Annotated in this window: 19 protein-coding genes; 12 read left to right on the top strand and 7 right to left on the bottom strand. The window is 72.0% G+C overall.

From position 1 onward, the window contains the following. Positions 1–4: 4 nt before the first annotated feature. From C593_RS0100315 to C593_RS0100300, 4 genes are all read left to right on the top strand, one after another. Positions 5–1,003, top strand: a complete 999-nt coding sequence (locus C593_RS0100315) for an ABC transporter ATP-binding protein (RefSeq protein ID WP_018845305.1) — start codon at positions 5–7, stop codon at positions 1,001–1,003. Further along, a complete protein-coding gene (locus C593_RS0100310; RefSeq protein WP_018845304.1) occupies positions 1,000–2,337 on the top strand; it encodes an oligopeptide/dipeptide ABC transporter ATP-binding protein in 1,338 nt (445 codons plus the stop codon). Before C593_RS0100315 ends, C593_RS0100310 begins: the two co-directional genes overlap by 4 nt. A 60-nt stretch (positions 2,338–2,397) precedes the next feature. Next, positions 2,398–3,054, top strand: a complete 657-nt coding sequence (locus C593_RS0100305; protein WP_018845303.1) for a trimeric intracellular cation channel family protein — start codon at positions 2,398–2,400, stop codon at positions 3,052–3,054. A gap of 63 nt (positions 3,055–3,117) precedes the next feature. Then, a complete protein-coding gene (locus tag C593_RS0100300; RefSeq protein ID WP_018845302.1) occupies positions 3,118–3,975 on the top strand; it encodes a thioesterase family protein in 858 nt (285 codons plus the stop codon). A gap of 148 nt (positions 3,976–4,123) precedes the next feature. Here C593_RS0100300 and C593_RS0100295 read toward each other — a convergent pair whose 3' ends face one another. Continuing rightward, complete coding sequence (locus tag C593_RS0100295) at positions 4,124–4,741, bottom strand: TetR family transcriptional regulator (RefSeq protein WP_018845301.1); 618 nt, start codon at positions 4,739–4,741, stop codon at positions 4,124–4,126. 147 nt (positions 4,742–4,888) lie between these two features. On the opposite strand from C593_RS0100295, the gene C593_RS33200 reads away from it, so the two are divergent. The 3 genes from C593_RS33200 to C593_RS0100280 all read left to right on the top strand — a co-directional run bounded on the left by C593_RS33200 (position 4,889) and on the right by C593_RS0100280 (position 7,002). Beyond that, on the top strand, positions 4,889–5,056 hold the full coding sequence (locus C593_RS33200) for a hypothetical protein (protein WP_018845300.1): 168 nt from the start codon (positions 4,889–4,891) through the stop codon (positions 5,054–5,056). Positions 5,057–5,138: 82 nt separating this feature from the next. Beyond that, on the top strand, positions 5,139–5,615 hold the full coding sequence (locus C593_RS33515) for a hypothetical protein (protein WP_018845299.1): 477 nt from the start codon (positions 5,139–5,141) through the stop codon (positions 5,613–5,615). 223 nt (positions 5,616–5,838) lie between these two features. Beyond that, on the top strand, positions 5,839–7,002 hold the full coding sequence (locus C593_RS0100280) for a cysteine desulfurase family protein (protein ID WP_026277216.1): 1,164 nt from the start codon (positions 5,839–5,841) through the stop codon (positions 7,000–7,002). A gap of 90 nt (positions 7,003–7,092) precedes the next feature. Here C593_RS0100280 and C593_RS0100275 read toward each other — a convergent pair whose 3' ends face one another. Further along, the gene (locus tag C593_RS0100275; RefSeq protein ID WP_018845297.1) at positions 7,093–8,334 is read right to left on the bottom strand and encodes a hypothetical protein; all 1,242 of its coding nucleotides are present in this window, start codon (positions 8,332–8,334) and stop codon (positions 7,093–7,095) included. A gap of 281 nt (positions 8,335–8,615) precedes the next feature. Here C593_RS0100275 and C593_RS0100270 point away from each other — a divergent pair, with 281 nt between their 5' ends. Then, complete coding sequence (locus C593_RS0100270; protein ID WP_018845296.1) at positions 8,616–11,210, top strand: GmrSD restriction endonuclease domain-containing protein; 2,595 nt, start codon at positions 8,616–8,618, stop codon at positions 11,208–11,210. 172 nt (positions 11,211–11,382) lie between these two features. On the opposite strand, the gene C593_RS0100265 is transcribed toward C593_RS0100270, so the two are convergent. Next, a complete protein-coding gene (locus C593_RS0100265) occupies positions 11,383–11,787 on the bottom strand; it encodes a hypothetical protein (protein ID WP_018845295.1) in 405 nt (134 codons plus the stop codon). A gap of 60 nt (positions 11,788–11,847) precedes the next feature. After that, positions 11,848–12,570 (bottom strand): peptidoglycan recognition protein family protein, encoded by a 723-nt coding sequence (locus C593_RS0100260; protein WP_026277215.1) that lies wholly within the window; start codon positions 12,568–12,570, stop codon positions 11,848–11,850. A gap of 60 nt (positions 12,571–12,630) precedes the next feature. On the opposite strand from C593_RS0100260, the gene mnmA reads away from it, so the two are divergent. Then, the gene (gene mnmA, locus C593_RS0100255; RefSeq protein WP_018845293.1) at positions 12,631–13,830 is read left to right on the top strand and encodes a tRNA 2-thiouridine(34) synthase MnmA; all 1,200 of its coding nucleotides are present in this window, start codon (positions 12,631–12,633) and stop codon (positions 13,828–13,830) included. A gap of 27 nt (positions 13,831–13,857) precedes the next feature. Here the strand turns inward: mnmA and C593_RS28510 are convergent, their stop codons facing one another. Together C593_RS28510 and C593_RS28505 are read right to left on the bottom strand one after the other, a co-directional pair. After that, positions 13,858–14,055, bottom strand: a complete 198-nt coding sequence (locus C593_RS28510; RefSeq protein ID WP_018845292.1) for a hypothetical protein — start codon at positions 14,053–14,055, stop codon at positions 13,858–13,860. A 130-nt stretch (positions 14,056–14,185) separates the two neighbouring features. Next, positions 14,186–15,652: a hypothetical protein gene (locus C593_RS28505; protein ID WP_018845291.1), complete on the bottom strand. Its 1,467-nt coding sequence runs from the start codon at positions 15,650–15,652 to the stop codon at positions 14,186–14,188. Positions 15,653–15,886: 234 nt separating this feature from the next. On the opposite strand from C593_RS28505, the gene C593_RS0100240 reads away from it, so the two are divergent. Genes C593_RS0100240 through C593_RS0100230 form a run of 3 tightly spaced genes read left to right on the top strand, consistent with a single transcriptional unit; the run spans position 15,887 to position 19,145 of the window. Then, positions 15,887–16,339: a hypothetical protein gene (locus C593_RS0100240; protein ID WP_018845290.1), complete on the top strand. Its 453-nt coding sequence runs from the start codon at positions 15,887–15,889 to the stop codon at positions 16,337–16,339. A 14-nt stretch (positions 16,340–16,353) separates the two neighbouring features. Then, positions 16,354–18,618 carry a hypothetical protein gene (locus tag C593_RS0100235; RefSeq protein WP_018845289.1) on the top strand — a complete coding sequence of 755 codons (2,265 nt, stop codon included), beginning with the start codon at positions 16,354–16,356 and terminating at the stop codon, positions 18,616–18,618. Next, on the top strand, positions 18,615–19,145 hold the full coding sequence (locus C593_RS0100230; RefSeq protein WP_158686782.1) for a hypothetical protein: 531 nt from the start codon (positions 18,615–18,617) through the stop codon (positions 19,143–19,145). Before C593_RS0100235 ends, C593_RS0100230 begins: the two co-directional genes overlap by 4 nt. A gap of 111 nt (positions 19,146–19,256) precedes the next feature. On the opposite strand, the gene C593_RS0100225 is transcribed toward C593_RS0100230, so the two are convergent. Further along, positions 19,257–20,051 carry an alpha/beta fold hydrolase gene (locus tag C593_RS0100225; protein ID WP_018845287.1) on the bottom strand — a complete coding sequence of 265 codons (795 nt, stop codon included), beginning with the start codon at positions 20,049–20,051 and terminating at the stop codon, positions 19,257–19,259. Positions 20,052–20,134: the final 83 nt, after the last annotated feature.

The raw sequence follows: 20,134 nt of genomic DNA, 5'->3' as shown, positions 1-20,134 counted from the left end.
TCCCATGGCACTGCTCTCCGTCAACGAACTCAGCGTCACTTTCACCGCCAAGGGCCGCAAGGACTCCACGGCCGTGGACGGCGTCTCCTTCGACGTCGACCAGGGCCAGGTCGTGGGCCTGGTGGGCGAGTCGGGCTGCGGCAAGTCCGTCACCTCCCTCGCCCTGATGGGCCTGCTGCCCGCCAAGGGCGTCCGGATCGGCGGCCGGGCCGAGTTCGACGGCCAGGACCTGCTGACGATGAACCCGCGCAAGCGGCGCGACCTGCGCGGCAGCCAGCTCGCGATGATCTTCCAGGACCCGCTGTCCTCGCTGAACCCGGTCGTCCCCATCGGCGTCCAGGTCACCGAGATCCTCCAGCGCCACCGAGGTCTGAAGGGGGAGGCCGCCCGCAAGGAGGCCGCCCATCTGCTGGACCGGGTCGGCATCCCCGACCCGACCCGGCGGCTGAAGGAGTACCCCCACCAGCTGTCGGGCGGTATGCGCCAGCGTGCTCTGATCGCCATGGCGGTCGCCTGCGCGCCCCGCATGCTGATCGCGGACGAGCCGACCACGGCCCTGGACGTCACCATCCAGGCCCAGATCCTGGAGCTCCTCAAGGAACTGGTCGACGAGGAGGGCACCGCCCTGCTGATGATCACCCACGACCTGGGTGTGGTGGCCGGCCTCTGCGACCAGGTCAACGTCCTCTACGCGGGCCGCGCGGTCGAGTCGGCGGGCCGGCGCGAACTGTTCGCCCACCCGACCCACCCGTACGCGCACGGGCTGCTGGGCTCCATCCCCCGCCTCGACGCCCCGCGCGGTGAACCGCTCAGCCCGATCCGCGGCTCCATCAACGACCGCATCGCCTGGGCCGACGGCTGCGCCTTCGCACCGCGCTGCGACCACTACACGCTGGAGTGCCTGACGGGCACCCCCGAACTGACCGAACCACGCGCCGCGGGCCACCAGGTGCGCTGCGTCAACCCGGTCCTTCCCACGCCCCAGGCGGAGGTCTCGGCATGAGTCTGCTCGAACTCGACGACGTCAAGGTCCACTTCCCGGTCCGCAAGGGGATCCTGTTCGACCGCACGGTCGGGCACGTCTACGCGGTCGACGGCGTCTCCCTCAAGGTCGAGGCCGGCCAGACCTACGGCCTGGTGGGCGAGTCCGGCTGCGGCAAGACGACCCTGGGGCGGGCCGTCCTGCGGCTGGTGGACATCACCGACGGCGAGGTCGTCTTCGACGGCACGGACCTCGCGAAGCTGCCCGGCGAGGAGATGCGGAGCTTCCGCCGCCGCCTCCAGATGGTCTTCCAGGACCCGCTGGGCAGCCTCAACCCGCGCCAGAACATCGAGTCGATCCTCAGTGAGGGCATGGCCGCGCACGGGATCGGCAAGGACCAGTCCGAGCGCCGGGAGAAGATCAAGGAGATCCTGGCCAAGGTCGGCCTCCCGGCCAACGCCCTGTCCCGGTACCCGCACGAGTTCTCCGGCGGCCAGCGCCAGCGCATCGGCATCGCGCGGGCGCTCGTCCTGGAGCCGGACGTGATCATCTGCGACGAGCCGGTGTCCGCGCTGGACGTCTCGGTGCAGGCACAGGTCATCAACCTGCTGGAGGAACTCCAGGAGTCGCTGGGTCTGACGTACCTGGTCATCGCCCACGACCTCGCCGTGGTCCGGCACATCTCGGACGTCATCGGCGTGATGTACCTGGGCGGCCTGGTGGAGGAGGCGCCGAGCGACGCGCTGTACGCGGCGCCGAAGCACCCGTACACCAAGGCCCTGATGTCGGCGGTGCCGGTGCCCGACCCGGAGGTGGAGGACCGGCGCGAGCGCATCCTGCTCGCGGGCGACCTCCCCTCCCCGGCGAACCCGCCGGCCGGCTGCCGCTTCCACACCCGGTGCCCCTGGGCGCAGGACCGCTGCGGCCGGGAGCGCCCGGCGCTCACCGACCTCGGCGACGGGCACAAGGTGGCCTGCCACTTCGCGCGCGAGATCGAGGCGGGCACGGTCGAGCAGACCCGCTCCACGGGTATCGAGGCGGTCGTCGCCACGAAGGCGGTGGCGACGAAGGAGGCCGAGGTCACGGAGAAGGTCGCGGACCCTCTCTCGGTGGCGATCCCGGCGCAGTCGCCGGAGCCCGATCCGGCGGACACCGAGCGGGCGAAGGACGCGGAGCCGGTGAAGGACGCGGAGCCGGCGGACGCCGTGCCCACGGGTGGCCCGGACGCGGCGGCGGGTGCCTCGGACGCGGCGGCGAAGGCGTCGGACGCGGAGCCTGGGGAGAACGCCGACGGGGACGCCGGGGCCGATCCGGTGCCGGGCGGGGACGACGGCAAGGTGTCCCCGAAGGGCTGACCGGTCCGGCCGAAGGGGTGCCGGACAGGGACCCCGCGCGGGACGCGGTAGAACTGTCCGGTGTTCCCAGACCTCTTCACGCCCTCCGTCCAGCACGCCCTCGAGCTCGCGGGGATCTTCGTCTTCGCGATCTCGGGGGCGCTGCTCGCCGTACGCAAGAACTTCGACGTCTTCGGCATGGCCGTCCTGGCCGAGGCCACGGCGCTGGGCGGAGGGCTGTTCCGCGACCTGATCATCGGCGCGGTCCCGCCCGCCGCCTTCACCGATCTCGGCTACTTCCTGATGCCGCTGGTCGCGACCGGGCTCGTGTTCTTCCTGCACCCGCACGTCGAACGCATCCAGCGGGGCGTGAACGTCTTCGACGCGGCCGGCCTCGGGCTGTTCTGCGTCACCGGCACCACCAAGGCGTACGAGTACGGCCTCGGCCTCACCCCGTCCGCCTGCCTCGGTCTCGCCACGGCGGTCGGCGGCGGTGTGCTGCGCGACGTCCTCGCCAACGAGGTGCCCTCGCTGCTGCGCTGGGACCGGGACCTCTACGCGGTGCCGGCCATCGTGGGCGCGACCATGGTCGTCCTCTTCATCCGCTTCGACGCCCTGAACGCCTTCACCAGCGGCCTCGCGGTCGTGGCCGCGTTCTCGCTGCGTCTGCTGGCCCTGCACTACCACTGGCGCGCGCCGCGGGCGTGGAACCGCCGGTCCGAGGCGGTGGAGGAGTGACCCCGAAGCTCGGAGTCCCGCAAAAAGCTACCGCTTAGTATTTGTTTGTTGTACGGTACCGCCATGGCACAGGTACAGGCGACGCAGGCGACCGTCGGGGACAGTGAGTTCGACCGCGACACCGCCGTCACCCGGCGGGCCGGGGAGCCGGGCGTCTACGACGCGGAGCTCTCGGCGGGCTGGACGATCATCCACGCCGTGAACGGCGGCTATCTGCTGGCGATGCTGGGCCGCGCGCTCGGCGACGCGCTGCCCCACCCGGACCCGTTCACGGTCTCGGCCCACTATCTGACGGCCTCCCAGCCGGGCCCCGCGATCATCCGGACCGAGACCGTCCGCACCGGCCGCACCCTCTCCACCGGTCAGGCGTCCCTGCTCCAGATCGCCGAGGACGGCACCGAGGTCGAGCGCATCCGCGTCCTCGCCACCTACGGCGACCTCGACGCCCTCAGCCCGGACGTGCGCACCGTTGCCAAGCCGCCCTCCATCCCGCCGATCGAGCACTGCCTCGGCCCGGCCGACGGCCCGGCGCCGATTCCCGGCAGTTCGGCGATCACCGAGCGGCTGGACATCAGGCTGGACCCGGCGACCGTGGGCTGGGCCGTCGGCGCGCCCTCCGGCAAGGGGGAGATGCGCGGCTGGTTCGGGCTCGCCGACGGCCGCGCCGCCGACCCGCTGTCCCTGCTGCTCACCGTGGACGCCCTGCCGCCGACCTCGTTCGAACTCGGTCTGCCCGGCTGGACCCCGACGATCGAGCTGACCACACACGTCCGCTGCCGCCCGGCCCCGGGCCCGCTGCGGGTGTCGATCACCACGCGCAACCTCGCGGGCGGCTTCCTGGAGGAGGACGCGGAGGTCTGGGACTCCGCGGACCGTCTCGTCGCCCAGTCCCGCCAGCTGGCGCGGGCCCCGCGGGTCTGAACCCCTGTCCGGGGGATCGTGGCAGGGCCCACGATCCGCCGGACACTCCTTGCCGCCCTGATGCCCCCGCCCCGGCTGCTGCCGGAGCGGGGGCATCTCGCTGCGCGGGCGCGCCCGCCCGGCCCCCCGCGCCCGGTCGGTCCCGTGCTCAGTCCAGCCAGTGGCGCCGGCCGAGGCTGATCAGCCTGAGCCGCCGACGCGCCAGCCGGCTCACCTCCGCCCTGCCCTCGGCGCCCTCCGCCTCCAGCAGGGCCGAGGCCGTCATCACCATGTGGTCGACGTACATCCCCGCGACCATCCGCAGATCGTCCTCGCTCCACCCGGCCCACTCCGGCTGGTCCGCGAAGGCAGCCGCGACCTCGTCCCCGAACTGCCGCAACTGCTCGCCGATCGCCCGGCGCACCGGGGCCACCCCGCCGTGCCGCTCCCGGGCGACGAAGCGCACATGGGCGGGGAAGGCGCGCACCAGCTCGGCAACGAGTTCCACCGAGCGGTCGATCCGGTCCTCGTCCGTCCGCTCCTCCAGCGCCTCGCCGATCGTGGCGTGCAGACTGCCGAGCGTCTCCTCGACGAGGGCGATGCCGAGGTCCGCCATGTCCCGGAAGTGCCGGTAGAACGCGGTCGGCGTGACGCCGACCGTGCGCGTCACCTCCCGCAGGCCCACGCTGCTCAGGCTCTGCGTCTCCAGCAGCCGCAGGGCGGCGTCCATCAGCGCCTGACGGGTCTTCAACTTCTGGGCCTGGCGGATTCCGAGAGTGTGACTCATGGCATTCAGTAAACAACCGTAATCCCGAATGGGGAAGTGTAGACTCCTCAGTCAGTGAACATACGTACTCCGAAGGCTCCGGTAGCGCCCGGGCCCTCACCGGAAGTGTTCGCCGTTCGCCGTTCGCCGTTCACAGGAAGGAAGACCGTGGTAGTCCTCGTCGCCGCCCTGCTCCTCCTGGGCATCCTGCTGGGGACCGTGGCCCATGTCCCCGCGTCCGTCTCCCTCGTCGCCGGCACCGTCATCGCGTGCTGGCTGCTCGTCTTCGCCGCGCGCGAGTACCGGGCCAAGCGCCGCCGGACCGCGCGCCACTGACCGGAACTGCCGCCGAACCCGAACCGGTAAACGGTCCGGCGGGACCGTCCGGCGGGACCGACCCGAAAGGAGAAACGCCCTCATGACTCTCCTCACGCCCTTCGCCAAGCCCGAGACCGGGGCCAAGTCCGAGACCGGGGCCGAGCCCGAGACCGGGGCCAAGTCCGAGACCGGGGCAGAGCGCGGCCCCGGCGCCGCGGCCGGGACCAGGCAGGAACCCGCGCCGACCCGCGAGCGGCACGCGTCCGCAGGCGCGTCCGCGGGCACATCCGCCGACGCTCCTGGGCGGGAGGACGACCTCCCCGCCGCCGCTGCCGCCCGCCGCAAGGACGCCGACGGGATGGCCGTCGCCGCCTTCGTCCTCGGCCTCGTCGGCCTGCTCGTGATGAACCTCGTGCTCGGCCCGGCCGCCGTGGTGCTCGGCGCTCTCGCCCTTCTGCGCGGCACCGCCCGCCGCGGACGCGCCCTGCTCGGCCTCGCGCTCGGCGTCGCCGACCTCGTCGTCCTGGCCGTCGTGGTCACCGCCGGCGGATCCGTCGTCTGGGGCTTCGGCGCCTGACGCGGCCGTCCACGCCCGCCGTCTCGCACAGGCCGCCCGGGCCGGGCGCCCACTCCGGCCCTCTCGCGCAGGCCGCCGCCGGGCCCGTCGCAGGACCTGCCGCCGGAGACCCGCCGCCACCGGGGGAGAGCCGCCCCCGCCCCCGACGGGGCGCACGCAGGACGAGCGTGCACCCCTGCGCCGGTCCGCGCCCCCGCACCGGCCTCGTAGAATCGTGGCCACCATGGCTTACCTCGACCACGCCGCGACGACTCCGATGCTTCCGGAGGCGATCGAGGCGCTGAACGCCCACCTCGCCGTCACCGGCAACGCGTCCTCACTGCACGCGGCCGGGCGCCGGGCCCGCCGCACCGTCGAGGAGGCCCGCGAGACCCTCGCCGAGTCCCTGGGCGCCAGGCCCAGCGAGGTCGTTCTCACCTCCGGCGGCACCGAGGCCGACAACCTCGCGGTCAAGGGCCTCTACTGGTCCCGCCGGGACGCCGACCCGGCCCGCACCCGCGTCCTGGCCAGCCCCGTCGAACACCACGCGGTCCTCGACGCCGTCGACTGGCTCGCCGCCCACGAGGGCGCCACCGTCGAGTACCTGCCGGTCGACGCGTACGGCCGCGTGCACCCCGACGCGCTGCGCGAGGCGATCGCCCGCGACCCCGACGACGTGGCCCTCGCCACCGTGATGTGGGCCAACAACGAGATCGGCACCGTCATGCCGGTCCGCGAACTGGCCGACGTGGCCGCCGAGTCCGGCATCCCGCTGCACGCGGACGCGGTCCAGGCGTACGGCCAGCTCGACGTGGACTTCGCCGCGTCCGGGCTCGCCGCGATGACCGTCTCGGGCCACAAGATCGGCGGCCCGTACGGGATCGGCGCGCTGCTGCTGGGCCGCGAGTACAGCCCCGTGCCCGTGCTGCACGGCGGCGGCCAGGAGCGGCATGTGCGCTCCGGCACCCTGGACGTCCCCGCCGTCGCCTCCTTCGCCGTCGCCGGCCGGCTCGCCGCCGAGCGCCGCGAGGAGTTCGCCCGCGACATCGGGGCCCTGCGCGACGACCTGGTCCGCGCCGTGCGCGAGGCCGTCCCGGACGCCGTCCTCGGCGGCGACCCGCACGACCGCCTCCCGGCCAACGCCCACTTCACCTTCCCCGGCTGCGAGGGCGACTCCCTCCTCCTGCTGCTCGACGCCCAGGGCATCGAGTGCTCGACCGGCTCCGCCTGCACCGCGGGCGTCGCCCAGCCCAGCCACGTCCTCCTCGCCACCGGAACCGACCCGGACCTGGCCCGCGGCACCCTCCGCTTCAGCCTCGGCCACACCTCCGCCAAGGCCGACGTGGACGCGGTCGCGGCCGCCATCGGCCCGGCGGTCGCCCGCGCCCGGACGGCGGGGCTGACGTAAGCGACCTGGCGGTCTCGGACCGGCCGGGCCGTGCGGCACGCCGTGCGACGAGGGGGCGAGGCGCGAGGGGCGACGTCCGGAGGCCCGGCCTCAGCCCTCCTCGTTCTTACCGGGGCCACGCCGTGCTCGCTCGGCGATCCCGTTGGACAGCCTGCCCGTGGCGGTCCTGGCCCGGTCGAGGGTTCCGTTACGAAAACGCCGAGCCGCGTCGACGCCTTCCGCTCCCTTCACGAGGACCAGGTCCCGCACCTCCGCCGCCGCTTCGCCCCATCGCCGCGCCTCCAGCGTCTGCCGCCCGCGTTCGATGCCGAGCCGCCCCTGGAACTCGACGACGTTCCCCTCGACGTGGTTGCTCGCGTGCACCACGTCCCGGGAGGCGTTCGGGTGCAGCAGTACCTTGGCGTTGGCCGTGCCGGCAGCCTCGGTCATACAGGCGATCAAGCGCTCGGTGCACCGCGCGATCAGCTCCTGCCGGTTCTGCCGAGCGGTCCGCAGTCCCAGGCGATGCCGCTCCAGCTCCTCCGGGGCCGCGTCCAGTACCCGATCGAGTTCGATGACGGCGATCGCGTCCTGCAACTGGAAGCAGCGAGCCAGCACGGCCAGCCACTCCTGGGCCCTGGCCTCGGCCTCTCCGGACGCCCTGGCGAGATCGCCGACCTTGGTCCCGCTCTCCACTCTTGCCGCGAGCGCGTCGAGTCGGCGCACCGCGTACGCCTGGGTCGCCGCGATCGTCGCCGACGCGCCCTGCACCTTCGACCAGGTGATCTCGGAGACCCGTCCCACCTGCTCCCGGACGGTCATCGCCTCCTCGATAACGAGGTCCACGCCGATCATCCCCGCCAGTGCGGCGTCCTGCTGGGCGCGGAGCACGTCGTCGACCTTCGCGTCGATGGCGGCGAGATACTCGGTGACCTCGTCCATGGCCTGCTGCATCGCGAGTTGCGCCATGACCGTCGCGACACCGGCCAGGCGTGCCGGGTTGCCCAGCTTGCCCGCTGGGCCTTGCGCGAACTCGACGAATCCCTTGATCCGGCCCTTCTCGCCCCGCAGCACACCCGTGCTGAGGCCCGAAGCGCCGCTCTTCCGCAGCCCGTACGCGTCTATCCGCTGCGCGGTCTCCTTGGTCAGTTTCACCCAGCGACCCGAAGCGGCGGCCATGTCGGAACCCGCTCGGGCGGCCGCGGCCACGTCTCCGACGACGGACCGGAGCCGGCGCAGCCCCAGGTCCTTCGACGGCAGTCCCTCGGACACGAGGAAGCGTTCGACCGCCGTCGGACACCCGAGGACGGCCAGGCCGTCACCGTCACTGATGAGCTGAATCTCGTCGTCCACGGCGACTCCTTGCAGGGCTGGTGCCGGATTCGGTGCGGGTCGGGTGGGCGAGTCGCGTGCGCGCGCATTCATCCGTCCGGGCCCCCGGCTTCCGGTCCGCCCCGCACGTCCGCCCGCCGGACCTCCCCCCCCCCCGCAGGTTACGGCCCGCACCCGGTGGGTCACCCGGTTTCGCGCCCGGATGTGGGTATTCCGTCGGAACGCCGCAACTTCGGGTGAGGAGGTCATATCGTCGGCCGCGGGTGTAGCCGCAGACGAGAAGACCAGGAGCCGGATCCACGATGCAGGCCAAAGAGACGTTGTTCGCCGACCTCGTCCAGGGCAAGACGCAGCAGTTCCAAGTGCCGCTGTACCAGCGGACGTACTCCTGGTCGGAGCGGCAACTCGCCCAGTTGTGGGACGACATCGTCGAGCAGGCCGAGCTGCTGGAGGACGGGGATGGGGGGAGCACGCACTTCCTCGGCTCGGTCGTGCTGGCGCCGTCCCCACAGAACGCGGCGACGTTCAACCGGTGGCTGGTCGTCGACGGACAGCAGCGGCTCACCACACTGTCCCTCGCGCTGGCCGCGATCCGTGACCACGTCGCCGAGGCGCAGCCCGACGAGGCCGACCGGATCGAGGAGGACTACCTCGTCAACAAGCGCAAGAACGGGAACGACCGCTTCCGCCTGCTGCCGACGCAGGCCGACCGGGCCCAGTACGCGGCGCAGGTGAACGGCACCAGTGCGGACCACGGTGCCGGGGACAGCGTCGTCGCCGCGTACAGCTTCTTCCGCCGCAAGCTCGTCCAGGCCGAGGACCCGGCGACGTCCCAGGACGTGCTGCGCATCGAGGAGGCGATCACCTCCCGGCTGACGCTCGTGGTCGTGACGGCGGAGCGCGGCGACAACGTCCACCGCATCTTCGAGTCGCTCAACAACACCGGGCTCAAGCTCAGCCAGGCGGACCTGCTGCGCAACTACCTCTTCATGCGACTGCCGACGCGCGGCGAGCACGTCTACGAGACGTACTGGCTGCCCTTGCAGCACAGCCTCAGCAACGAGGAACTCGAACAGCTCATGTGGCTGCACCTGGTGCTCGACGGCGATGACCGCGTCCGCCGCCAGGACCTGTACACGGCACAGCAGCAGCGCTTCGAGAAGGGCGAGGCCGGCGAGAAGGAGATCGAGGAGTACATCAGGGAACTCCACCGGCGGAGCACCCACTTCCGGAAGATGATCCACCCGGGGGAGGAGCCGTCGCCGGAGGTCCGCGCCCACCTGCGACGGCTGCACGACTGGCAGGCGATGGTCACCTACCCTGCCTTGATGCTGCTGCTCGACCGGCGCGAGCGGGGGGAGCTCGACGACCCGGAGACGGCGCGCGCCCTGTCCTACGTCGAGAGCTTCCTGGTGCGCCGCACCATCTGCCGGGTGCCGACGAACAACCTCAACCGGATCTTCCAGTCGGTGCCAGCGCAGTTGCCCCGCGACGTCGCCGTCGCGGACGGTCTGCACCGGCTGCTCTCCTCCGACAACCGCTTCTGGCCCGACGACCGCGAACTACGGGAGAAGATCCGGAGCGCGCCCTTCTATCAGTACGGGCGCCCGAACCAGCGCCGGCTCGTGCTGCAGCGGCTGGAGGAGAGCTACGGCCACCCCGAGCCCGTCGACTTCGCGGCCGCGCAGCTGACCATCGAGCACGTGATGCCGCAGGTGCCCGGCGACGAGTGGCTGCGGATGCTCGACGAGGACACGCACGGCGGGGAGAGCGCGGGGGAACTGCACGCCCGGCTCCAGCACACCCTGGGCAACCTCACCCTCACGGCCGTCAACTCGGAACTGTCCAACCACCCGTTCGAGCGCAAGCAGGACCTGCTGAAAGCCAGCCACCTCGAGATGAACCGGCGCATCGCCGCCACCGAGCGGTGGGGCGCCGCCGAGATCCTCGCCCGTGCCGACGACCTCGCCGAGCGCGCCGCAGTCCTGTGGCCCGCCCCGTTGCGGGACGCCCGCCGCGCCGAGCGCTCCCGGGACTGGCACCTCGCCCATCAGGTCCTCGCCGCACTGCCCCGGGGTACCTGGACCTCGTACGGCGACCTGGCCGCCTTCCTCGGCTCCGGGCCGCAGGCAGTGGGCAACCACCTCGCCAACACGCCGGGGGTCATCAACGCGCACCGGGTGCTCAACACCGAGGGACGGGTCTCCGACGGCTTCCGCTGGGCCACACCCCAGGACGAGGGCGCGGACGTCCGCGCCCGGCTGACCGCCGAGGGAATCCACTTCACCGCCGCCGGAGCAGCCGACCCGGCACAGCGGCTGTCCGGCGACGACCTCGCCCGGCTGCTCGCCGGAAGCGAGGACGGGGAGCCGGAGGACCTCGGCGGCGCGACGACCGCTGCCGGACAGACCGCTGCCGGGGCGGGCGGCGGCGAGAAGACGCGCGCCGAGCGCTTCCGCAGCCAGCTCGCGGCCGACGACAGCCCGGAGACCGTGGGCGCGGTGCACGAGCTGCTCGACTCGTGGGTGTCCCTCGGCGGCTGGATCGGCCACGGTGCGGGCCGGACCGTCACCAGCGCCTTCCTGATGCTCGGCGCCGCCGGCCTCCCCGGCAAGGGCATCTGGCCGCTGACGCTGTACCCGGGCAGCGGACGCGGAGGCACGGCCGAAGTGGTGTTCCAGTACCTCGCGTCCCGCGAGCCGTTCACCGAGCGGGCGTTGCGGGCCGAACTCCTCGACCGGCTCAACAGGATGGACGGTGTGGACATCCCGGAGGGCAAGCTCGACCTGAGGCCCAGCTTCCCGCTGTCCGTGCTGGCGGATCCGCGCAACAGGGCTCTGCTGACCGGGAGCCTGACCTGGTTCCGGGACCGCTGGGAGAACCGGGACGCGGCCTGACCAGGCCAGAGTCGCGGACCGGTACCGGCGAGGGTCCGGAGCTGTACACACGGGCGCGCCGCGCCCCTGCTTCCGGGCCCGGCAGCGGCGCCGCCGCGCACGTCGCCGCCGCCGGTGCGCGGCGGCGCCGCGGCCCGGGCGTGGCGAGGCCGGGAACCGTGCCGACGCGCGGTCAGATGCCCGGCCCGTACCCGGGGTCCGGGTGCTGACGGGGCGTCAACCACTCGGTCAGGCCCCACACCCCGAGCGCGAGCGCGGCCGACGTGGCCAGCGCCGCGAGCCACAGCCGCCGTGTGCGCCTCAGCGTCATGAGCCAGACGGCCATCGGCATCGCGATGCCGCCGAGCAGGATGAGCGGCAGGTCCAGGTAGACGACGCTCAGGTCACGGGCATGGCCCTCGAACCCGCCGTCGATGCTGAACGCCGCCCGTGGCACCCAGACGACCAGCCCGGTCAGGGCGCCGAGGCAGGCGAAGAGGAGGCCGCCGGCGTTCTCCGCCGTGCCGGACCTGTCCAGGCCGCCGCCGGCCCGCCCCGACGTGCCGTCGCACGTCCGCCCCGACGTGTCGTCGCTCATGCCCACGAGGGACGCGGCGCGGCGGCGCCCGGTTCCGCGGGCCCCGGGGTCCGCCTCCAGCTACACCCGGCCGCCCTGCGCCTGCGCCCCCTTCGCCGCCGCCCGCTTCGCCGCCGGCAGGGCCTCCCGCACCAGCTTCAGGTACCGGTCCCAGTCCCAGTGCGGGCCGGGGTCCGTGTGGTCCGTGCCCGGGATCTCCACATGGCCCACGATGTGCTTCCGGTCCACCGGGATGTCATGGCGCGCGCAGATGTCGGCCGTGAGCCGGGCCGAGCCCGCGTACATCGCGCCGGTGAAGTCCTGCGGGCGGTCCACGAAGCCCTCGTGCTCGATGCCGATGCTGCGCTCGTTGTAGGAGCGGTTGCCGCAGTGGTAGGCGACGTCGAACTCGCGGATCATCTGCGCGACGTGACCGTCCTTGCGCACCACGTAGTGGGTCGCGGCCTTGTGCAGCGGGTCCCGGAACACCTTCAGGGCCGTCGCGTAGCTGCCCTGCACGACGTGGATCACCACCCGGTCGATCTCGTAGTCGTCCGGCCGCCAGGCCAGCCGCCAGTTCGCCGCGTTCGCCGAGACCCACTCCGCACCCGCGAAATCGAGCTCGCCCTCCTTGCGCGGCGGGCGCGCCCAGGGCATGCCGCGCCACAGCCGCCGGATCTCGTCCTCGGCGAGCAGCCCGCCGCCCACGACGGCCGCGCCGCCGCCGATCAGCACGGCCCGCCTGGTCACGCCCGGCTTCTTCCCGGGCTTGCGCCGGCTGCCGCGCTCCTTCTCGCTCCCCATGCCGACCACAACGCATACGCACGAGCTTTCGGTTCCCGCGCCCCGTACCCTGGTACCGCTATGACTGACACCTCCCCGACGTCCCCGGCCTCCCAGCCCTCCCCGGCCCACCGGCCCACCACGGCCGCCGCGCCGGCCGGGCCCGCCCCCCGTCCCCTCCGCGTCCTCGCCGCGATGTCCGGCGGCGTCGACTCCGCCGTGGCCGCCGCCCGCGCCGTCGAGGCGGGCCACGACGTCACCGGCGTCCACCTGGCGCTCTCCGCGAACCCGCAGTCCTTCCGCACCGGCGCGCGCGGTTGCTGCACGATCGAGGACTCCCGGGACGCGCGCCGCGCGGCGGACGTCATCGGCATCCCCTTCTACGTGTGGGACCTGGCCGAGCGGTTCCGTGAGGACGTCGTCGAGGACTTCGTCGCCGAGTACGAGGCCGGCCGCACGCCCAACCCCTGCCTGCGCTGCAACGAGAAGATCAAGTTCGCGGCCCTGCTGGACAAGGCGCTCGCCCTCGGCTTCGACGCGGTGTGCACGGGCCACTACGCGACGGTGGTCGTCCGCGAGGACGGGCACCGGGAGCTGCACCGGGCCAGCGACATGGCCAAGGACCAGTCGTACGTCCTCGGTGTCCTCGACGAGCGGCAGCTCGCCCACGCGCTGTTCCCGCTCGGGGACACCCTCACCACCAAGGACGAGATCCGCGCGGAGGCCGAGCGCCGGGGCCTGGCCGTGGCGAAGAAGCCGGACAGCCACGACATCTGCTTCATCGCCGACGGCGACACCCAGGGCTTCCTGGCGAACCGGCTGGGCCGTGCCGAGGGTGACATCGTCGACGAGAGCGGCGCGAAGGTCGGCACCCACGAGGGCGCGTACGGCTTCACCATCGGCCAGCGCAAGGGCCTGCGCATCGGGCACCCCGCGCCGGACGGCAAGCCGCGCTACGTCCTGGACATCTCCCCGGTGAACAACACGGTCACCGTCGGCCCCGCCGAGGCCCTGGACGTCATCGCCCTCACCGCGATCAAGCCCCGCTGGTGCGGCACCGTTCCCGACGGCCCCGGCCGCTACACCGCCCAGCTCCGCGCCCACGGCGGCGAGACCGAGGCAACGGCGGAACTGGTGGACGGCTCGGAGCTGCGGATCACCTTCGACGAGCCGGTTCGCGGCGTCGCCCCGGGCCAGGCGATCGTCCTCTACGACGGCACCCGTGTCGTCGGCTCCGCGACCATCGCGACGACGGTCCGCCGGGAACCGGCGAACGCCTGACCCGTCGGCACCGCGCCGGGACACCCGTCAGAACTCGGGGCACTCCTTGTCGCCGACGCTGATGGACACGGAGTCGTAGCCCATCGCCATCTTGCGCTTCAGGGCGTAGACGTGGAGGCAGAAGGCGGTGCCCGTGCCGTCGGCGGTGACGGTGTAGGCGGCCTGCTCCGGGCCGCCGTCGAACAGGGCGAGCTCCGGCGGGCCGGAGGCGAGCGAGACGGTCACCGCGTCCTCCGGACCGCTGCCGTGCCGCGCGACCGCGGACTCCAGAATGTCCGTGTAGTCGATGGTCCCGGGCCCGAACTGAGCCTCTGGCCAGGGATTCGGGGGTGATGTGGCCCGTGGGGCCGACGGGCTACCGCGCCGCACGGGACCGGGCGTGATCCGTCTCGGCCCGCGCGACCTCGGCGTCGTAGGCGGCCGCCTCGAAGCGGTACGCGGGCGGGGGCGCCCCCTTGTGCGGGACGCGCCAGCCGTCCCACACCACCTCCTCGCCCTCCCGGCGGATCGTCGTGTACAGCGCGCCGCAGCACCCCTCCGTGCAGTACGCCTCCGCCAGTCGAACCTCGTGACCCGTGGCCGTGGCGCGCAGCGCGCCCGTGCCGAGGAGGTCCTCGGGCGGGCGTCCGGGCCCCCGGCCGAACGCCTCGTCCACCAGCGGACGTCCGCCGACCAGCAACCGGGTCTCCACGACCTCGCGACGGGCCGGATCGTGCACCGCGACCTCGATCCGCAGCGGGACCGTCTCCGGTACCGGCGCGAACGGCATCCGGGCGGTCCGGCGGGCCCAGTCGAGCCGTTGGCGTCCGGCCGCGTCGTCCGGACCGGGGCCGGTCAGGGACGCCTGCCAGCGGGGCGTGGCGAGCAGGGTGCCCAGTGTGGCGAGCAGGTGCGCACGCTGCCCGGCCGACCGGTCCAGCAGCACACCGGGCCCGCTCCGCAGATCCTGGGCCAGAGTCAGGAGCACCGCCCAGTTGTCCAACGACGGCGTCATCGCCACCGCGCCCCGGACCACGGCCTCCTGGACGGCAACGGCGTCCCGGTAGTGCAGGAGCTCCGGGACGTAGTGCCGCCGGCTGGTCATCAGGACCAGCAAGCGCGCGGCCCCGGCCGACAGGGCCGGATCGCACGGGTGCGCGCGCACGGCGTCGGCCAGCCGCGTCGCCTCGGCGATCCGCCGGGCGGCCTCCGCGTCGACCCCGCGGTCCGGTACGTCCGTCCGCAGCCAGTCGAGCACCGCCGCCCTGTCCTCCGCCGCGAGGTACTCGCTGAGGGTGCGCAGGGCGTGGTCGTCCTCGCGGCAGTGGCGTTCGAGCCAGACGGCGGAGGCGGCGACGTGATCCAGGGTGTCCAGCGTCGTGACGGCGGCATGGGTGAGATCGGGCAGCGCGGCCAGTGCACGGAGATACGGCACGTCCTCGGCGTCCCCGAGGCGGTCGAGCAGGGCGATGCCCGTGAACACGGCGTGCCAGGTCGTGCCAATGCGGGTGAGCCGACGGGCGAGGGCGCGGGCCCTCGTGTCGTCGGTGAGGGTGGACTCCCGTGCCGCGCGCAGGAGATGGGGGTGCATCAGGTCTTCCTCGCGCATACGGCGCGGCAGGTCCTCGGCGGCCCGTGCGGTGTCCGGGGCGGAGGCCGCTGACTCGACGATCCGCCGCGCCACGGCGACGGACTCGCGCCCGGTGCGCCGGGGCCGAGATGCGCTCGCGGGACCGGGGAGCCGCGGTCCGACGGGGGCGTCGCCTCCGAGGCGGGAGAGGTGCAACGCGTACGCGTACAGGGGGAGGTCGTGGAGCGCGGTGCGCTCGTCCTCGGAGCTCACCGGGTGCGGCGGGACTCGATTCGGTAGCTCACGCGCCGATCCTGGCACGCCGGGCTCCCGGGCCGCCAGCGGGAATTCCGGCGGTGTCGGGAGATCCGGAGCGAAAGCGGGAGAGTCCGTCACCCATCCACCCGGTCACCGCTCTCGTCGGTGCCCGACGTAGGGTCTCGGGGCGTGGGCTCGAACGCGTGCCCGCGGGAACGGGCCGAAGTCGCTGACGCCACGGGGGCAACGATGGCATGGGATGAGTGGGAGCAGATCAAGTCCGAGGTCGCGTCGCGTCGTGCGGACGGAATGCAGCTGAACGGCACGGGCGGTGCCGGTAGTACCGGTGGTACCGGTGGTGCCGACGGGGCGGCCGACCTCAGGACGTACGCGCAAGGAAAGCGCGGTGCCATCGGCTTCCTGGAGGAGCACATCCGTCCGGGGCTGGGCCGGGCCGGCGGGCATGCCGACGAGTCCACGAACGCGGCCGAGCGGGAGTTCAGCGGCTGGGACACGGGTTCCGGCCTCAAGGACGCCCACGAGCAGTGGGCGCAGCAGGTGAAGAGCATGCAGGCGCGTCTCGCCCGTGACCAGGCATCGCTGGGCCAGGCCAAGCGCGAGTTCCAGTACGTCGACCACGGCGTGGGCGGAGACGTGAAACGGTCCTCCAACCTGCAGCCCGACCCGCGGCGCGACGCATAGGAGGCGGGGAACACATGCTCACCTACCAGGATGTGGTCACCGTCAACCTGGCCAAGCTCACCACTGCGGCCAAGGACTGGGACGAGACGGCCGACGGCTTCGACGAGCTGCAGGAGGCCTACGACCGTTCGGTGCTGCGGGTCGCGACGGGCGGGGAGTGGGTCGGCGCGAGCGCGGGCGCGGCGAAGGGCCAGTTCACGGCCACCAGCAAGCAGTTCGCCGCCGGTCAGACCGAGGCCCGCGCCTTCGCAGACCTTCTCCGTGACGCACACGGGCAGTTCACCAGGCTGATCGGCGACGTCAAGGACCTCGCGGAGCAGGCGAAGAAGGCCGGGTTCACCGTCGACGCCCAGGGCAGAGCGCACTACGACTTCGAAGCGATCGCCAATCACCCCAACGACCCCGACTACGACGACATCGTGGCGAAGGCGAAGGCCGAGGAGGGACGTTGGACGCGAAGCATCGCCGCTGCCGTCCGGGCCGTCGACGACGCCGACCAGGGAGTGAAGCTCGCCCTCCACGACGCCGCCGGGATCAAGGGCTTCTTCGAGCGCATCCTCGACTTCGATCCCTACGGAGGGCCGGGATTCAACGGCGAGGCCGTCGGAGACATCGAGGTGGTCGAGGCGCGGGAGGCGAAGAAGTACGCCGACCAGATTCTCGCGGGGGAGAAGCCCGCGGATCTGGCCGAGTACGAGCGCCTGATGCGCGACAACGCGCACGACGAGGCGTTCAGCCGCACGTTGCTGAACTCCCTGGGCGCCGAGGACACGTTGAAGCTCTCCAACAAGGTCAACGACCTCGCCTACTTCGACGACACCAAGGACAAGCGGTCCTACCTGAACATCAACAGCGGTCTGGCCACCTCTCTCGCCACGGCCACCAAGGTGCCCGATTTCTACGGGCCGAGGAACGCCGACGGCAACCGGCCGAAGCTCGACTACGGCTCGGCGGAGTACAAGAAGCAGTTCGAGGAGTGGAAGAAGACCTCGGACGGGCGCTACTACACCCACTGGGTCGACGAGTTCCACAAGTACGGCGACGACAAGTACGACCTCAAGGTCGCGGGCGAGAAGGTCCAGATCGGTCACGGCAGCGATCAGGAGGTCCGTGGCTATCAGAGCCTGGCCACACTGATGCAGCAGGGGGAGGGCTTCTCCGCGCCCTTCGTCGCCGACGTGACCGACAACATGATCGCGACGGAGAAGAAGGACCCGGACATCTGGGACCTGCGGGGCGAGTTCAGCGGCAAGAAGGACGGCTGGTTCGCCAACGACCCGGTCGACGGCGCCCTGGGCGTGATGAGCCGCGAGCCGGCCGGGGCCGCCGCGTACCTGGACCCCGGTACGACCGAGGGCAAGGAGCGCTACCACTACCTGCTCGGCCAGGGCGACGGCTCCCGCGACTGGGACGTCGTCGACACGAGGGAGTACCGCAAGGTCGAGACCTCGGGCCCCGACCAGGAGGACGCGGACACCCGCGCGGGCCTGGGCGCAGCCCTCACGGCCGCGGCGACGGGCGTCGATCCGGCGGGCGGCCAGCCGCGGCCCACCGGTCACAGCGAATCGAACAACCGGGTCTTCGAGTACAGCCTGGAGTATCTGTCGAAGCAGGGCGACGACATGCATTCGTCACTGCGTGACGACATGGCGAAGATCTTTGTCAATCACGGCAAGGAAGTACACATCGCAATGAGCGACACCCCCGGTGTCCGCTCGGACATGGACCGCGATCAGCTCATGGAGCTCACGAAGCAGATATCGCGGAGCCGTGACTCGTACGACATCCTGAACGCCGGTATGAACTATTCGATCGTGGAATCCTTCCGTGAAGCGGGAAGGAGTCCGGAGGACACCCTTTCGTCGGCGGGCAGGACTGTCGGCTTCATGGAAGAGGCCCGATACAACGCCCTTCAGGGCGACCTTCCCGACCTTTCGTGGGAAAAGGCGTGGAGCTACCACTCTTCGGGTGCGGTTCTGAACTTCATTCCTGTGGTCGGTGATATTGCTCAGCGAGGTGCCGACATGGTCACCTCTGACTGGATCGCCAATGAGAACAATCGGCTTCAGGAAAAGCTCGTGGATGACAGTAAGGCGACCTATGAGCAGCGGAAGGGTCATCTGAACTCTTTGGCTGACCAGTGGTACCTTGTCAATTCCGAATGGGCAAGCGACAAGGTCGGGTACACCGGCGGTCAGGGAGTTTATGAACGTATCGAGGAGGCTGCGAACGCAGGTAATTCGGCCTTCGATGGTGAGTCCGGGAAGCAGGAGTCATGACAGGTTTCAGGCGCATGCCGGGTATTGCGGCGATCTTGGTCGGGCTTGGTCTCGCGGTGTCCGGGTGTTCATCCGGTGGACGCGAGTATGCGATTCCGAAGCAGGTCTGTGAGTTTCCGGTCGGCGAGGATGTCGTTTCGCCGATTCTCCCTGATGGGGAACGCGTTGATTCCGGCCTGTACGAGACTTCCAGTACCATCGGCGTCTGCGATCTGCGGGTTGACCGGAAGACGGTGATGAGCGTGGAGATCGCGGAGTCTGGCGGTCCATTTGCGCCGGAAGACTGGGAGCCGTCCAAGTTCGACCGCGGGATGATTGTGGGAGTCCCCGGTGCGCAGAAGGCCCTGGTGGGGAGCGAAAGAGCGCTGGCCTCCGCGCAGTGTGGCGGGGACTATCGTTGGCTCGCCTTCCGCTTCTTTTTCTACATCGACCATGTCGCTGATCCGGATCAGCGCGTCAAGGACGTTACGGCGTTCGTGTCGGACTTCGTGCCGAGCGTGAAACGGGATCTGGGTTGCGCGGCATGACGGGCAGTCGTCCGGTGGTTCGCTCCTCCCGGCGGGCAGGTACGCCGGCGCGAGGAGTCGTGCGGGTGGCGCTCGGTGCTTGTCTCGGGGTCGCGGTGGCGGCAGTCGGCGTCAGAAGAACTCCGCCAGCACCGGTGCCAGCACATGCGGCGCCACCTCGTGCGTCTGACCCGTCAGGGTGCGGTGGCGGGCGCGGGGGAGGGTGGTGGCGAGGGTGCGGGTGGGGTCGCGGCGGGGGTCCGGGCCGGCGCCGCCGTCGACGACCAGGACGCGGCAGCTGACGGAGGCCGGCAGGCAGGCCGGGAGCGTGCCGTCGCCGAGGACGGCGCAGTCGTACGCCAGGGTGGGTGCCAGCTCCGCCATGTCCTGCCAGACGGGCAACTGCCGCAGCCCGTACAGGGCTTCGTCCGGCATGCCCGCCGCCCGCAGGTACGCGGCCAGTGCCTCGTCCCGGTGGCCCCCGGCGAGCAGGGACGCCAGGCGGGCGGCGAGCCCGCGGTGGGCCGCTGCCGCGGCCGGGGACGTGGCGTACGGCGGCTCGTAGAGGGACAGGCGTGCGACCGGGACCCCGGCCGCCGCCGCGCGCAGGGCCAGCGCCGCCCCCGAGGCCGTGCCGTGCACCCGCGCCTCGCCGCACCCCGTCGCCGCGATCACGGCGGCGAGGTCCTCGATCTCCCGCTCCACGGCGTACGGCGCGGTGTCACCGCTGCCGCCCCGGCCGCGCCGGTCGTAGGTGAACACCGTGAAGGCGTCCGACAGCAGCTCCGCCAGCGGGGCGTCCGAGGCCGCCGTGCACAGGGCGCCGCCGACCAGGACCAACGCCGGGCCCCGGCCGCGCCGTTCGCAGGAGAGCGGCGTGCCGTCCCGGGAGACGGTCCTGACCGGGGTGGTGCTCGTGACGTCCATGGCAGGGGTGACCGGACCGGCCCGCGGAACTCATCGATCCGCGCCGGGAAACCCGTCCCCGCACGGGCCGCCTGCCCGGCGGG

Source organism: Streptomyces sp. CNT372 (assembly GCF_000377145.1).
Note: the sequence above shows the minus strand (reverse complement) of the source record. Positions and strands in the feature narration are given on the sequence as shown.

Coding starts and splice junctions, on each gene's coding strand:
- C593_RS0100225 (WP_018845287.1), bottom strand. CDS start 20,051: ATGGACGTCACGAGCACCACCCCGGTCAGGACCGTCTCCCGGGACGGC.
- C593_RS0100310 (WP_018845304.1), top strand. CDS start 1,000: ATGAGTCTGCTCGAACTCGACGACGTCAAGGTCCACTTCCCGGTCCGC.
- C593_RS0100235 (WP_018845289.1), top strand. CDS start 16,354: ATGCTCACCTACCAGGATGTGGTCACCGTCAACCTGGCCAAGCTCACC.
- C593_RS33515 (WP_018845299.1), top strand. CDS start 5,139: ATGACTCTCCTCACGCCCTTCGCCAAGCCCGAGACCGGGGCCAAGTCC.
- C593_RS0100230 (WP_158686782.1), top strand. CDS start 18,615: ATGACAGGTTTCAGGCGCATGCCGGGTATTGCGGCGATCTTGGTCGGG.
- C593_RS0100270 (WP_018845296.1), top strand. CDS start 8,616: ATGCAGGCCAAAGAGACGTTGTTCGCCGACCTCGTCCAGGGCAAGACG.
- C593_RS0100265 (WP_018845295.1), bottom strand. CDS start 11,787: ATGAGCGACGACACGTCGGGGCGGACGTGCGACGGCACGTCGGGGCGG.
- C593_RS0100280 (WP_026277216.1), top strand. CDS start 5,839: ATGGCTTACCTCGACCACGCCGCGACGACTCCGATGCTTCCGGAGGCG.
- C593_RS0100295 (WP_018845301.1), bottom strand. CDS start 4,741: ATGAGTCACACTCTCGGAATCCGCCAGGCCCAGAAGTTGAAGACCCGT.
- C593_RS0100240 (WP_018845290.1), top strand. CDS start 15,887: ATGGCATGGGATGAGTGGGAGCAGATCAAGTCCGAGGTCGCGTCGCGT.
- C593_RS0100300 (WP_018845302.1), top strand. CDS start 3,118: ATGGCACAGGTACAGGCGACGCAGGCGACCGTCGGGGACAGTGAGTTC.
- C593_RS0100260 (WP_026277215.1), bottom strand. CDS start 12,570: ATGGGGAGCGAGAAGGAGCGCGGCAGCCGGCGCAAGCCCGGGAAGAAG.
- mnmA (WP_018845293.1), top strand. CDS start 12,631: ATGACTGACACCTCCCCGACGTCCCCGGCCTCCCAGCCCTCCCCGGCC.
- C593_RS0100315 (WP_018845305.1), top strand. CDS start 5: ATGGCACTGCTCTCCGTCAACGAACTCAGCGTCACTTTCACCGCCAAG.